The following is a 13,958-nucleotide window of genomic DNA, read 5'->3' on the forward strand; positions in this document are numbered from 1 at the left end:
GCACCCCACCCCGCATTCCATCCCTTTTTCAACGAGGTCCACATCGTGCGCGTTTCAGGAAAATCCATCATCGTCACAGGAGCAGGTAGCGGCATTGGCAGGGGCATTGCCGAGCGGCTGGCTGAGGAAGGTGCAAGCCTGATCGTTAATGACATCGATGCCCAACTAGGCGAGCAAGTCGCCGCGGCCATCCGTGCCGCAGGGGGTCAAGCCGCATTCGTGGCTGCTGACGTGACCCAAGGCGCACAGATGCAGGCGCTGATAGCTGCCACGCTCCAGCTCAATAGCAAGCTTGATGCCATGATCAACAACGCCGGCTGGACCCATCGCAACCGCCCTATGCTGGAGGTGAGCGAAGCCGATTTCGACAAGGTCTATGCCGTCAACATGAAGAGCATTTATTGGAGTGCCATCCATGCCGTGCCAGCGATGAAAAAGACCGGTGGTGGCAGCTTCATCAATATTGCGAGCACTGCGGGAGTCAGGCCACGCCCAGGCCTTACCTGGTACAACGGCAGCAAGGCGGCTGTGATCGTTACATCAAAATCGATGGCCGCTGAGCTGGGCCCGGACAACATTCGCGTCAATTGCATCAACCCCGTGTTCAACCCCAATACCGGGCTTTCAGCCGAGTTTGCTGGTGGGCCTCTGGATGAAGCTCGGCGGGGCAAATTCCTGTCGACTATTCCTCTAGGGCGCTTCTCCACGGCGCTGGATGTGGCGAATGCGGCACTCTATCTCGCGAGCGATGAGGCTGCGTTTATTAGCGGCGTGTGCATTGAGGTGGATGGCGCGCGTTGCGTGTAAAGCCAAGCCATTCAGAGTCTTGAATTTATTCTTTCCCAATAGGGAAAGAATAATACCCAAAGGCCGAGCGCAGCTATGGCCCGAACGGGTATCCCACCCCTCTGACCGCGCTGACAAGCGAAGATCGAGGGGCCGGCCATCCCATGAGCAGAAGACAGTAATCAAGCGCCTCGAACAAACCACCGCCGCTTGCCCCCATCCCCACCTTCCCCCAGCGGGGGAAGGTGTAAACCAGCTCACAGCCTCGGGTTCTGAGACTCACGTCGGCAGGCGCGCCTGCATCGGCCTCTCCCAGAGGGGGAGGAAGTAAACCACCCTGAATGCAATAAAAATCAAATCCAACGCGCCAGCTGCTCCACATCCTCCGGAAACAACTGCCCCTTCTCCGTCTGCGCCACCCGACCATCCTTCCCAACCACGATAGTCACCGGCAGACCCTCGGGCTTAGGGTACAGGCGAGCATCCGCTGGACTCAACCAAGCCGCCGGAAAGGTATAGCCCTTTTTCTTCAGGTAAGCAGTAGCCTCTTCAGGCTTTTTGTCGATCGACAAAGCGAGTATCTGCAAGCCACGCCCCCGCTGCGCATCCCAAAGTTTTTGCATCTCTGGACTCTGCATAGCGCAGAACGGGCACCAACTGGCCCACCAATACAAGACCAGTACCTTCCCCTGTGCCTGCGCAGGCTCAAAGCGCCCACCATCCAGCAAGGGCACAGCCCCTAGGCGGAGCACCGTACCCGTCGCGGGCATGGGAGCCGCTACCGGCTTCTGCCCTTGCACCGCGAGCGATGGCGCAGCGAGACAGGCTCCTTGAACAAAGCGGCGGCGAGATAAAGGCATGGCAATCTTCAGGATGGTCAACTAGGGCAATAGTACCGCCGACGCGCAACTTGACCTAGTTCATCACGGGTCAATGCGTAGTCGGGGATAATTGAGTCTGTATGGCTGAACGCGTGATCCCACTGATAGACCAGCGCAGCCGGCCTCTTGATGTGCCGCGCGCGGCACAGCCGTTTCTTGCACCCGGGCATTTGGTCGACACTCGAGGCCGTCCACTGCGCGATCTGCGCATCAGCGTGACAGACCGCTGCAACTTCCGCTGTAGCTATTGCATGCCTAAGGAGGTGTTCGACAAGAACCACCAATACCTGCCGCATGCCAGCCTGCTCACTTTCGAAGAAATCACTCGCCTGGCACGGCTATTCATTGGCCAGGGTGTACGAAAGCTGCGGCTAACCGGCGGCGAGCCGCTTCTGCGCAAAGGCCTGGAAGCGCTTATCGAGCAGTTGGCCACATTGCAAACACTCGAGGGGGATCCTCTCGACATCACGCTGACCACCAACGGCGCCCTCCTACAGCGCAAAGCCAAGGCCCTGAAGGCAGCTGGCCTGAACCGGGTCACCATTAGCCTCGATGCGTTGGATGACACTGTGTTCCGCCGCATGAATGACGTCGATTTTCCAGTGGCCGATGTGTTGGCCGGGATCGACGCAGCCAGCGCGGCAGGCCTTGATCGGATCAAGGTGAACATGGTGGTCAAGCGCGGCACCAATGATCACCAGATTTTGCCCATGGCACGGCACTTTCGCGGCACGGGCATCACGCTGCGCTTTATAGAGTACATGGACGTCGGCGCCACCAATGGCTGGCGAATGGATGAGGTGCTGCCTTCGTCGGAGGTGGTGCGCCAACTTCAATCAGAATTTGCGTTGATCCCTCTGGAGCCCACTACCACTGGCGAGACCGCGGAACGCTGGGGATACGCTGGCTTGGATGGCAAATACGACCCAGCTCTAGGAGAGATTGGCGTGATCAGCAGTGTCACCCATGCTTTTTGCGGTGACTGCAACCGCGCCCGGCTTTCGACCGAAGGAAGCGTGTACCTCTGCCTCTTCGCTGGCCAGGGATACGACCTGCGTTCCATGCTGCGCGGCGGCGCAAGCGACGATGAAATTCAAGAGGCTATTTCAGCCATCTGGCAAGGACGCACCGACCGCTACAGCGAGTTGCGGGCCAGTCTGCCGGAAAAATCACCGCAGAAAAGCTCTCGGCGAGTGGAGATGAGCTATATCGGCGGTTAAGCCTCGAAGCGGCTGCTGGCAGTTGGTGATCCCATGAGCTCTCCTTTCCTTTCTATGAGTAAACCCGGCTTGCCTGACTCTGCCGCGCCTATCGCTAAAAATATCTCCGGGCGTGTGCTTGTGCCCGGCCATACGCTGGCAGAGTTGCAGTGGTGGGAGAAGATGCCTTGAGCAAGAGCATTTCGCAAATCGCGGCGGAACTACAGGGTTACGACCCGCACGCGCTGACCACCGAACGCGTGAGCACGTTTTTGAGCGAATTGGTGGAGCCCGTCTTGGAGACGGAGCAAGTAGAGTTGTTCGACGCCCTCGGCCGCGTGCTGGCCGAAGACATCATTTCCCCCCTGAGTGTGCCTCCGCACGACAATTCCGCCATGGATGGGTTCGCCTTCCACGGCTCGGAGTTGCAACCCGGCCTGCCTCTGAATCTTTGCATAGTGGGCACCGCCTTGGCCGGAAAGGTTTGGCAAGGCACAGTTCACGTTGGGGAATGCGTGAAAATCATGACTGGCGCTGTCATGCCGCCGGGCCTGGATACCGTGGTGCCCCAGGAATTCACGCGGACTGAAGGCCACACCATCAGCATTCCTGCTGACCTTCTCAAGGCTGGCGATAATCGCCGCCTTCGCGGTGAGGACCTCATGGCCGGCAAGGCGGCCCTCCAGCAAGGCGAGCGCCTGGGCCCTGCAGCGCTGGGGCTGCTGGCCAGCTTGGGGCTACGCAACGTACGGGTTCATAGGCGCGTACGTGTCGCCTACTTCTCCACTGGTGACGAGATCCTCTCCGCAGGAGACGCACCGCGCGAAGGTGCTGTATACGACAGCAATCGATACACCGTCTTTGGCATGCTCAAGCAACTGGGCTGCGAGGTGATCGATCTTGGAGTTGTCCGAGACGACCCCGCTCTGCTCGAAGCTGCGTTTACTCAGGTTGCGGCCCGCGCCGACGCCGTGATCACCAGCGGCGGTGTTAGTACCGGCGAAGCCGATCACACACGCGCCATGATGAAAAAACTTGGCGACGTCGCTTTCTGGCGCATAGCCATGCGACCCGGTCGCCCAATGGCCGTGGGACACATCTCTACAGGCTGTGAAGACAGACAAGCAGATGGAGTAGGCCAAATTCCTTCACCTTCAAGCGCGGTGCTTTTTGGTCTTCCCGGAAATCCGGTCGCTGTCATGGTGACGTTCATCGCCTTCGTGCGCCCTGCCCTGCTGCGCATGATGGGCGCCAAGCCCGAAGCCTCTGTGTTGCTTCGGGCCGCAAGCGAACAAACCATCCGCAAGAAACCCGGCCGTACCGAATACCAGCGCTGCGTCGTGAGCCAACGCGCCGATGGTCACTTGAGCGTGCGAACCACAGGCAACCAAGGCTCCGGGGTGCTTTCATCCATGGTGCAAGCTAACGGCCTGATCGTGCTGGCACATGGGCAGCGTGATGTAGCGGCGGGCGAAGAGGTGAGCGTTCTGATGTTGAACGAGCTCTAGAAGCGTGGACGGCAGCAAGGGCGACGACTGCGACGCTCGGAACCCCTCTAGTACGCCAAACTGACGCTCAGAAGCCCCACGGAACAGTCAATTTCGCGGGATCAGAAAAGCAAAAAGCCCGGCAACTCGCCGGGCTTTTTGCTTCCAGGGCACGAGGAAGTTTTTAACTTCCCCCCTGCTCTTGCTTACTTGCGCATCAACACTTTCAACGCATTCTGCAAACGCCGCGCCGCAGCTTCATCATGCGGAGCGGCCAGCACCTTACCGGCGTCAGCTGCCCATGTGTCCGCAGGACCTGGCTCATTACGACGTGTCAGAAGCTGCAGTTGCAATGCACGGCGAGCATCGAGTTGTTCGGCGGGTGTTGGCACCTCAGCGGCCATCTCCAGACGCAGCAACGGCTCTGAAGTGCTGCCTTGCGGCGCAGCTTGCAGGGCTTGAACCCAGGTACTGCGCGCACCGCCACTTACGCCACGGCCCAGCTCCTGCGCACTCGGCAGTTGCTCAGGCTGGCGTGCAGCCCAGGCGCCCAGCAGTTGCGTGAGGGTCTCACCGTGCGCTTGCGCTGCCAGTTTACGGAGTTGGGCCTGTGCATGGTCCATGGCGTCCCGTTGCGCACGGAAAGCAGCATCTCCCAAGCGTGGACCACGCTCGGGACGGTCATTGAAACGACCACCACGATCGCCAAAGCCGCCAGGACCGCCTGGAGCACCAGGGCCGCGCGAATCGCGGCCAAAGCCACCTTTCGCTGGACCATCGCGCCGATCTCCCGGGCGGCCATCTCGGCGATCACCGAACTTGCCACCACGCGCCGGAGCGGCCGGTTCGATTTTCCGAGCGCCAGGACGGTCATCACCACGCATGGCGACCAAAGGCTTGGCCGGTTTTGGCGGTGCAACCGGAGCGGCCGCCACTGGAGCGGATTCCGCTGCAGCGTCGTCTGCAGGAGCATCGCCCGCCGGTGCGTCACCCGCCTGCCCGTCAGCCGCTGGTGCGGATTCGGTGGCGACGGCAGCTTGCTCAGGAGCGGCTTTAGGGCCAGCGTCCGGGGTCACCACGGCTTCCCCACGCGTGGCAGCCTCTAACTGCGCCAGGGCAGCACGGATACGCTGACCATCGCCGCTGGCGTTGGCCGCTTCCAGGGCCTTGGCGGCGTCGAGTACGGCCCGGTCATGGGCGCTCATCGCCGCACTGACTTGCTCACGCTGCTGAGTTTTGCGGTTGAATGCTTCATCAATCGGTTTGCGGAACGCATCCCAGAGCTTTTGCTCGAAACGCCGATCCAGAGGCACGGTCTGCGCCTCAGCCTGCCACCGTTGCTGCAGCGCCTTGACAGCGTCAATGCGCAGCATTGGTGCGGCGCCCAGTGCTTCGGCTTCGGCAATCATGGCCTGGCGGCGCTCGGTGCTGGACTTTTGAGCGGCTTCCAGGGGAGCTGCCGCCGTGTGAATGGCGTCTTTCCACTGGGGTTGCAATTCGGCAAACGCTTTTTCGGCCAAGTGGCCCGCATTGCGCCAACGTTCGGAGAACTGGTGCAAATGGCGATTAACAGATTTCCAATCAGCGCCTTCTCCAGCGCTGGCGTTTTTAGCGCCCCAAGCCTTGACCTCTTCAATCAAAGCCAGGCGCTCAGCTCTATGCGCTGCAGCCTCCGCGCGCACGGTAGACAGCCATTGTTCGACGAACTTGTGGGCTTCGCTGCATGCACGGTCGAAGCGCTTCCACAGGCCGTGGTTGGGCGCGCCACCCTGATCGGTCGCTTTCCACTCCTCACGGAGCTTGCGAATGGTTTCCTGCAGCTTGCGCCCGCCCATGGCCGGCACGATTTCGTACGCTTCAGCAGCGGCTGCCGCTTGCTTTTCGTCTGCTTTTTCTACGTTTGAAGGGGCCGCTTCATCAGCAGACGCAGTGTTTTCCGCGTCAGCTTGCGCGGGAGCGGATTCCGCGTCTGCGGTTGCTGCTTCGGACGGAGCGGCTAGCTCTGCGGCGGGCGCCTCTGCCGCAACTTCAGCCGCAGGCTCATGAGCCTGCTCAGTGGCTGGCTCGGAAGCCGCTTCAGGAACTGGCAATTCAGGGGCCGCAGGACGCGGCCCTTTCAACTTGCGCTTGACCAACAAGGCTTCCGCCTTGGCCACCAGTTGCTCGCGCACCTTATCTGCGCTCCAACGTTGCCAACCTTCCAGCTCGCCCGCTGACACCAGCGCGCCATGCACACGGGCTTCCAGGGCATCGTCTATCAAACGGCCATGGGCCTTCAGTGATTGACGCAGGGCCGCGGTGGCGCTGTGCGTATTTTTGGTGTTGCCGCTGCTTACGGCCTGCTCCAGCAGCATGACGCCAGCTTCTACAGCCTTGCTGGCTGCTGCGCGCTGCTCTGGTGCCACGGCGGGTTTTGCCGGGCGTTCGGGTTTGTCGCTTGCGGCAGGGGCGGCGGACTCGCCGCGGTCTGCACGCAATTCGTCGGCCCAGACGGGTACGGCGGGCAGCGGAGCACTCTTGTCCTGCGCAGCCATCACAGCTTGCGCAAGCACAGCGCTGAAAGCCTCCCACACAGCATTCAACTGGCTTTGTGCAGATTCCAGTTGCGGCGGAAAGCGCACATCAACGCTAAGCCACTGGGAATCTTGCGGAAGCGCACGCGCCTCACCAAGCCAACGCGCCACGTCTGCTTCGAGCGTGGGCTGGGCAGCCTGGGCGTCACGCCATGGCTTGGTGGAGAGCAATTCGATGCGCTGAGCCATCAGCATGGCTGCTTCACGCTGAACCATCACGCGCTGCTGAAGATCTTCCACCGTCTTGATGCGCTCGACCAATTCGGCGCGCAGCAGCGACAGGGGCTCACGCGAAAGCGGCGCGCCAGCCTTGGCGGCATCGCGCTGCCACGCCAGAGCGTCAGCAATGTTCAGGCGTGAGGATTTCAGCAAGGCCTCTGCCTTGCTCGCCCATTCTGCAGCCACGGCCTCCTGACCTTTGGCCCGGCGCAGCTCATCGAGCTTTTCACGCAGTGCCTTGGCGGCGCCCTTGTCTTTGCCAGAAAGCTCCTTGAAAACCTCCTGCATCTGATCGGCAGAGGGCTCAGTCGTCAGCCACTCGCGCACGCGCTGAGCGCGCTCACCCGAAGTAGCGGCGGAGAAAACGCCACCAGTGAGCGCATCAAGCGGATGCACCTCCGGCGCTGGCTTGGGGGCAGCCTGCGGTTCTTCTGGCTGTTCTTTGTGATCGCGAGAAAAGGGAAACATAGGTCTAAAAAAAAGAGGAGCCGAAGCGGCTCGAACACGCTATTTTCGCCGGATTGCACAAACCCTGGCTAAAACAGTAAAACTGGCGGTGAGAAACCACCCATTCAACATCGCTGCTGGAGTGGAATTCACGGGCAGGAGAGCGCAGTCAACGCGGCATTTTCTCACCGCTCCATCGCGCATTCCCATACGGAAAGTGGATCAATTATTGAACATTGCCAACAAGGGCATTAGGCAGATGCCTTCTTCGACCACTTTAAAGAGTACTTTCATTGGATGTTTTCATCGCATCGAGCTGGCCTTGCCGAGCATGGCGCGTCGGCCGTGACAACTTCCAGACACGCGCGCAAGGCTGATCACTTCGCGCTCAAGTTCAGCTCGGCATGGGGAGACCACTTGGCCACCTCGCCTGACCCGCCTGCCGCACTCGCGGGCGCTGCAGCACCTTCTGGAGCGGTCCCACCGGTCCGCGCAGCCCCCAGAAACAAGCGCTCCGTCGGCAGTTTCTTGCTCGCCAAGTAGTCCTTCACAGCCACGCCGCGCTGAACGGCAAGCTGGCGCATGGCATCTTCGCCCACATCTATATGGGCCAGCAAAAGCGCTTCCATCTCGGCCACAGGAACATCCTTGGTCAAACCCACGGCATTGCGCGGTTTGTTCGGCAAATCCGCGCGCCGGTACACGCGCCTGAGCAGTGCCGGGTAGTCGGCCTCACCCAAGGCAGACGCTACGCTTGTAGCCGTACCTTGGGCCGCGCTCGCGGCCGGTAACGGCGCAGAGGCGGCACTCGGCAAGGAACTCGCCTCCACTGGCCGGCTAGCCACACCCGCAACACCCGCAACACCCGCACTGCCCTCGCTGCGCTTTTCCGCTGCCACCAAGGCTTTCAGCCGCTCCCGTCGCCAGGCGTCAGCTTCTACAGGCAGGTTGGCGGTGCCAACCACCGTAAGCTTCAAGGCCGGACGATCGTTAAGCGCCTTGGCAATTTTGTCCAGTCGTTCGCGCGTATCCGTGCTCAAAGCGGCGCTGCCGGGGGCAAACGGGACCTGCGCCAAATCATCGCCGCCTGCGCCGCCACCCAGTGCGCGTGCCAAAAGCGTGAATGGGGCAGTGATGGCTCGCCCAATCAGGTTGATCACGGCCTTGAAAATAATAGGTCCGAGGCTGAACTGAGGATCATTCAAGGAGCCGCTGATCGGCAGATCAAGGTCGATCACGCCATTGCTGTCGGCTAGCAGCGCCGTAGCCAGCTTCACCGGAAGACTTGCAGGCGCCCCGGCTACCGGTTCACCGAACTGGAGTTGATTCAACACCAAACGGTTGGTAGCGGTAAGGCGACCATCAGGCTGCACGGCATAGGACACGTCCACGCTGAGCTTGCCCCGCTCAATGCCGTGTCCTGCGTACTTGACGGAATAGGGTGTCAGGGGCGGCAACTCCAGATCGGTCACTTTACCTTTGATATCCAATGCCAATGGTTTGGCCAGCGGATTGAGCTTACCGGTCACTTCGAGCGCCGCACTTCCTTCGGCTCGCCCGACGATCTTGAGATCAGCCATTTGCGGCGCTCCAGCGGGAGCGATTGAAGAGAACGCGCTCAAGCTGCCGTTCAGTTCGGTCAGGTCAGCCGAGTAGTTCGGACGGACAAAGCGGTCTGAAAACAACACTTTTCCGTTGACCAGCTGAACTGGTCCAAAAAGAATCACCGGGGCATTGGGATCACTGGCCACGGGCGCCGAGGCGGGAGCCGATGCGGCAACCGCCCCCCCAGCCCCAGCCGAAGATTCCCCCGCCGCCGGCATGCCATTGGCTCCTGAACCGGCGCTCACCGTAGCCAAAGGCGTGCTAGCGGAAGTGGCAGCGTCGTTCTTTCCTGACTTCAGCAGATCTTGCAGATTGATGCGACCGCTCGGGTCAATGATGAGCCGGGCGTAAAAGTCCGACAGCAGAGTGTTTTTAACTTCCACTCTAGGCGGCTGCCCTGGCTCCAGCGCCACGTCGAGCCCTGCGAGCTTGAGCAGCTTCCAGCTCAGCAACTCTTCGCCCAGGCCTCTGCCACCGGCCGAAGCCGTGCCGGCGCCAGGCGCAGACGGCGCGACCAAGGCCTGTGATGCTGAAACCCCACCCACCTGCGGGCGCGTCTCTGCTCGGGTGCTGGATGACGGCTGTGCGGCTGCGGCCACCGCGCTGGCGCCCACAGAACGAATTGAGGGCTCCGCCTCGCCCTGCTGCGCAACGCCAGTGCCCGCTGTGGAGATAGGTCGGCTATGGGTTCGCAACTCTTCCAGTTGCGCATCGCCGCTTAGCTTTAGACGAGGTCCCTGCGGCGAATCGCTAAAAGCGACCTGCCCTTTGAAACTGGCATCAGCTCGCAGAATGTCTATATTGACTGCATCATCGAAATAAGGCTCAAACGCGTGCACAGGCAGGCGCTGCGCCTCCACGTCACCCTTTGCAGTGAGCGGCGCCAAGCCTACAGTGCCCCGCCACGAAATAAGACCAGGCTCAGCCCGGCCAGCACCCAATGCAGCGGACAGTGCAACCGGCATGGGTTTGCCAGAGTCAAGGTTGAGCTGCCGCACTTCCAGTTTGAGGCGGCTCAGCTCAGCCCTCACCGTCCGCGCGGTGGCTGCATCACGCCAACCGATCGTGCCGCCGCTCAGAGCGAACTCGTCGATTGCGAATTTCCACGGCGCATCAGCTTGCGAGCCTCCTTGCGGCTTCGCGTCCGGAGTAGGTGCAGGCGCCGCTTCAACAGGCTTGCGCAGCCAGGATTCGTACATCCAGCGCTTGGCAGAATCGCGCTCCACGTCCGCGTTAGGCTCGGAAATAGTGAGCTTGCCGAGGTTGGCGACTCTGGCAGACAAATCCACTTGGGCATCAACCACTTCAATCTGGCGCACCGAGGCCAGAGCGCCTCGTCTGGACGTTGCACGCGACTGCCTTCGGCTTTCCGCATTTGTATTTTTTACGGCTTGCCCGGCCGCACTGGTGTCAGTCAACATCAGATCGCTGAGCGCCACTCGCTCTGCTTTCAGTTTGATCTCCGCCGGCAACTCAGGTGTCTTGGGCGCCGCCCATTGCAAGGCCACTTTGGCATCGAGGTTGCCGGTTAAGCGGGGATGGATGGCTTGCGCAAGGTAAGGAGCCGCCAGTGCCAAGGGCACGCGATCGATGCTGGCCGAAACTTCAGCCACCTTGTCAGTCGCTGTGCCCTCGAACGCCAGCGCGGGCGCTCCGCGAACCACTTGCGTCACAGGCGGCTTGGACTGGCGCCGCCCCGTTGCAGGCGGCGCAGGTACCGGTGACGACAGCAAAGGCGTTAGCCCTTCTGCGCCGACCAGTGCGGCAGAGCCCTTGAAGGAAAGCGGCTTGGTAAACGGATAACCTATTGAATCCACTGCCAACTCGAACTGATCGAGCTGGAACTTGGCTGTGGGCCCGTTCCCTTCTACTGGCATTTCATCAGTAAAGCCTGCCTTACCGCCGTGCACTGCCAACTTGTCGATCGAAACTTGCCAGCCAGCTGCGGGTTTGTCGTTTGGCGCTGCGGCACTCGCGGGAACTTCTGCCTTGGCAATCGCCTTTGATCCAGCTTCCTCGTTAGTGGCCACCAGAAGGTTAATCCGCCCCTGCTTATCTCGGTGCACAGCCAGGTTTGGCCCATTCAACTCAACGGATGCCAAATGCACTCGTTGCTCCAGGGGACGTACATCCGCCAGCTCGACCTTTAAGGTGTCGAACGAGAGCGCATCTGCTCCTTGCCCGTCTACGGTTTTCAATCCACTGACTTCGAAGCTTCCACCCAGGCGCAGCGACGGCTGTGGTGTTTGCTCGAATCCCAAGCTCAGATCAGCATCAACAACGGCCGCCTTCAGCCGCAGCGACACAGGCAGGCCGGCTGGGATGTAGCCAAGATAAGGAGCCAGATCCAGTTTCGCGAGACGCATGACGGCGTCGGTCTTGCGAGAATCTGTAAAAGGCAAGGTCTGTGCGGTCGAGTCGAAGCGACTGCCGTTAGCCACAAAGGCGAGATGCGGCAAAACCTTGATCTCACGCTGGGATGGCAAGTTGCTAATGAAGGGCAAGGCCAGTTGCAGATCGCGGACCTCGTGCTTATGGCCTACAGCTTGATCATCGAAATCGACCGAGCCCCCCTTTAAGTCGAGGTTGTAAAGCGCAAAGCGCGCCGGTTTGCCGTCATCTTCCTTTTTCGGCTTTGCAGCCAGGCGCGAGAGGATGTCATCGAAATCGTAGCGGCCATCGCCCTGATGGGTCACATGCAGCACGGGTTCCTCGATCTGGATGGCATCCACCACCGGCGCGAGCCTCCACAGCGACTCCAGCTCCCCGTCTGCGTACAAACGCTTCACCGTGAGCTGCTGGGTTTTTCCGTCAGCGCTGGCCAACGCCACATCTCGTAGGGTGAGCTCCAGCGTCCAGGGCTTGAAATCTATGGCGCCAATGCTGACCCGGCGGCCCAGTTGTTCGCTGGCGATCTTTTCTCCTTGCCACTTGGCCAGCGGTGGCACGGCCAACCAGGCCAGGACCCAAAGAGCCAGCAGGGATCCCAGCGTGTAAGCCCCTCGGCGAACCCAGCGGTTCGCAAGAAATCCTTGGGCCTTGGGCGGGGAAATGTCGTTAGAGCCGTTTTCTTCCATTAGGGCTGGATTGTCCATGCATCCAGGAGCGCCTCATGTGAAATAAAGCTATACCAAGTGCAACTTTAGGAAAAATTTAAGGCAGAAGGCCCAGCGACTCAACCTGAAGTCGAGAGCGCCGGGCCTTTAGGCGGTGTGACAAAAGCGTCAAATACCACCGTTTTCCGCTTCCTGGAAGCTTGATGTTCCTGGAAGGCGGTAGAAGGCAAGGTATTGCCTTCAGGGGTTGGCTCAAGGTAGCTATTCCGATGTATCGTCTACAGCAGACGGCTCCTTTGTGCCTAGAGTGTCCGAGAGCATCGAACGACTTCACTTTAAACCTCCAGGCCGTAAACAGTCAAATGAAAGTATCAATCTGCAGGGGGAAGCGATTGAAGGTTTCAATGCCCAAAAGAGCCTCAGCAAGCGGCTTCCGGACACAATTTGAGACTTTTTTATACCGAATTTAGAGGTTTTACTCAAGTCTTTATTATTGACTGAGTATATGTACCGCTTCTAGAATCGCGCCATTCGATCAAAACCCAGGAATACCCTGGTCTGCTGCCAATCCTGGCAGGCCCGTTCAAAAGATAGAACGCAAGCAGCGCCGGTCATTTTTCCGGCGCGCGCGTACGGGCACCCTCTTAAGCGACTCCGTCAACGAGCACCGCCCCCTTGGCCACTTAGATGAAGCGCCAGGGCTCGGGCGATGCGTTGACGGCAAGATAAGGAATGCTATGAACGCATCTGGTTCCAGCCGCATGGCGCGCGGCATACGCACATTCTGCGGTGACGTAGCCGAAGGCTTCTTCGAAATCATGCACAACGGTTTCGCGTTGGTAGGCTTGGCTGTGGTGTTCGGCATTGTCATGCTGAGCACCCGGCCCGATTTGCGTGCACAGGGCGAGGAACGCCTCACCACGTGGCTGACCGAGCGCAAAGTGGCAGCCACGGGCATCCGGCCCGAGCCTGGTGCCATCGACCGCGCTACAGCGGCCAATCCGGGCGAGCTGCCGCGTGAGCAAGCCAATGTGGCCTTCTGGATCGCCAAGAAGTACCGTATAGCTCCTGAACCCCTGGCGGCCCTCGTTGCAGAGGCTTATGACGTGGGTCGCAGTAGCCAGGTGGACCCCACACTGATCCTGGCCGTGATGGCGGTCGAGTCCAGTTTCAATCCATTTGCACAAAGCTCGGTCGGGGCGCAAGGACTGATGCAGGTCATGACCGAAATCCATTCTGACAAGTACATGCATTACGGCGGCCAATACGCTGCCTTCGACCCCAAGACCAACTTACGCGTTGGGGTTAAGATTCTGCAGGACTACATCGCGCGTGCCGGCTCGGTCGAGGGCGGACTGCGCTATTACGTGGGAGCAGCCAATTTGCCAAGCGATGGTGGCTACGCTCAGAAGGTACTTCAGGAGCACTCACGCTTGTATCAGGTAGCAAAAGGCCGTCCGTTGCCAAACAACACACCCGGTTTGCGGGCAGTTATCGCACCGCCGCGCACGCAAATGCCTGCAACGCCGCCAGTCGACGCCACAAATACCACGGATACCAAGGTCGCCTCGCTCTCCTGAGAGCCAGTGCGCTGGCGGATTGCCCCGGGCTTGCTGACCTACCTCGGAGGGGCGCCATGAGCAGCGCCCCGCTGTTTTCGCTTTCCCTTTAAGCGAAGCTTTGCAAGCACCACCAAAGTCTACAT

General features: G+C 60.3%; 8 protein-coding genes. 5 read left to right on the top strand and 3 right to left on the bottom strand.

The window, feature by feature from the left end; translation table 11 throughout:
• The first annotated feature begins 45 nt into the window (after nucleotides 1-45).
• Nucleotides 46-807, top strand: a complete 762-nt coding sequence (locus G518_RS0111260; protein ID WP_028602636.1) for an SDR family oxidoreductase — start codon at nucleotides 46-48, stop codon at nucleotides 805-807.
• Nucleotides 808-1,139: 332 nt separating this feature from the next.
• On the opposite strand, the gene G518_RS0111265 is transcribed toward G518_RS0111260, so the two are convergent.
• On the bottom strand, nucleotides 1,140-1,646 hold the full coding sequence (locus G518_RS0111265; RefSeq protein WP_028602637.1) for a TlpA family protein disulfide reductase: 507 nt from the start codon (nucleotides 1,644-1,646) through the stop codon (nucleotides 1,140-1,142).
• Between the two features lie 101 nt (nucleotides 1,647-1,747).
• On the opposite strand from G518_RS0111265, the gene moaA reads away from it, so the two are divergent.
• From moaA to moeA, 3 genes are read left to right on the top strand one after another with little or no spacing between them, the layout of a single operon-like run.
• Nucleotides 1,748-2,887, top strand: coding sequence for a GTP 3',8-cyclase MoaA (gene moaA, locus G518_RS0111270; protein ID WP_028602638.1), 1,140 nt, complete (start codon nucleotides 1,748-1,750; stop codon nucleotides 2,885-2,887).
• Nucleotides 2,888-2,920: 33 nt separating this feature from the next.
• Nucleotides 2,921-3,058 carry a hypothetical protein gene (locus tag G518_RS39915; RefSeq protein WP_156909339.1) on the top strand — a complete coding sequence of 46 codons (138 nt, stop codon included), beginning with the start codon at nucleotides 2,921-2,923 and terminating at the stop codon, nucleotides 3,056-3,058.
• Nucleotides 3,055-4,374, top strand: coding sequence for a molybdopterin molybdotransferase MoeA (moeA, locus tag G518_RS0111275; protein WP_036594412.1), 1,320 nt, complete (start codon nucleotides 3,055-3,057; stop codon nucleotides 4,372-4,374). Before G518_RS39915 ends, moeA begins: the two co-directional genes overlap by 4 nt.
• Before the next feature lie 185 nt (nucleotides 4,375-4,559).
• Here moeA and G518_RS0111280 read toward each other — a convergent pair whose 3' ends face one another.
• Together G518_RS0111280 and G518_RS0111285 are read right to left on the bottom strand one after the other, a co-directional pair.
• Entirely contained in the window at nucleotides 4,560-7,613 is a 3,054-nt protein-coding gene (locus tag G518_RS0111280; RefSeq protein ID WP_028602640.1) for a DUF349 domain-containing protein, read from the bottom strand.
• Between the two features lie 356 nt (nucleotides 7,614-7,969).
• Nucleotides 7,970-12,292 carry a DUF748 domain-containing protein gene (locus G518_RS0111285; RefSeq protein ID WP_084651699.1) on the bottom strand — a complete coding sequence of 1,441 codons (4,323 nt, stop codon included), beginning with the start codon at nucleotides 12,290-12,292 and terminating at the stop codon, nucleotides 7,970-7,972.
• Between the two features lie 698 nt (nucleotides 12,293-12,990).
• On the opposite strand from G518_RS0111285, the gene G518_RS0111290 reads away from it, so the two are divergent.
• Nucleotides 12,991-13,833, top strand: coding sequence for a lytic transglycosylase domain-containing protein (locus tag G518_RS0111290; RefSeq protein ID WP_028602642.1), 843 nt, complete (start codon nucleotides 12,991-12,993; stop codon nucleotides 13,831-13,833).
• The last annotated feature ends 125 nt before the right edge of the window (nucleotides 13,834-13,958 follow it).

It is taken from the genome of Ottowia thiooxydans DSM 14619, from assembly GCF_000422885.1.
GTDB lineage: Bacteria > Pseudomonadota > Gammaproteobacteria > Burkholderiales > Burkholderiaceae_C > Ottowia > Ottowia thiooxydans.

Bases quoted from the DNA above. Each gene is read 5' to 3' on its own strand.
- G518_RS0111265 (WP_028602637.1), bottom strand. From the start codon at position 1,646: ATGCCTTTATCTCGCCGCCGCTTTGTTCAAGGAGCCTGTCTCGCTGCG.
- G518_RS0111285 (WP_084651699.1), bottom strand. From the start codon at position 12,292: ATGGACAATCCAGCCCTAATGGAAGAAAACGGCTCTAACGACATTTCC.
- G518_RS39915 (WP_156909339.1), top strand. From the start codon at position 2,921: ATGAGCTCTCCTTTCCTTTCTATGAGTAAACCCGGCTTGCCTGACTCT.
- G518_RS0111280 (WP_028602640.1), bottom strand. From the start codon at position 7,613: ATGTTTCCCTTTTCTCGCGATCACAAAGAACAGCCAGAAGAACCGCAG.
- G518_RS0111290 (WP_028602642.1), top strand. From the start codon at position 12,991: ATGAACGCATCTGGTTCCAGCCGCATGGCGCGCGGCATACGCACATTC.
- moaA (WP_028602638.1), top strand. From the start codon at position 1,748: ATGGCTGAACGCGTGATCCCACTGATAGACCAGCGCAGCCGGCCTCTT.